The sequence below is a fragment of the Bradyrhizobium sp. Ken01 genome, assembly GCF_055807355.1.
The window spans coordinates 1-260 of sequence record NZ_JBVVPC010000236.1; the positions used below are offsets into that span (position 1 = coordinate 1).

Sequence of the window (260 nt, forward strand, 5' to 3'; positions counted from 1 at the left end):
CGCCAACACAGACGGCGTCATCCGCGCCCGGTAGGGCTGGACCGGCCGCTAATCATCCTTGTCACGTCCGAAGGCGCTGCGCAGCTCGCCCTTGGCGTCCTCAAGCACTTTTTTGCGCGCGGCAGGCAAGTTCTTGCCGGCGCGGTTGATGTAAAAATTCAGCATCGACATGGCGGATTGAAAAGGCTCGGCCTTGCGCCTGTGGCTGTGTTCGGCGGATCGTTTCAGCGAGGCGGCGATCTTCCTGGCGTCGTCGGATT

The 260-nt window shown here is 61.9% G+C and carries 1 protein-coding gene; it reads right to left on the reverse strand.

Translation table 11 applies throughout. From position 1 onward, the window contains the following. Positions 1–48: 48 nt before the first annotated feature. Positions 49–260 (reverse strand): DUF3175 domain-containing protein (locus tag AC0L3S_RS39470; protein WP_473285371.1); only part of this gene is annotated, 212 nt, incomplete at its 5' end.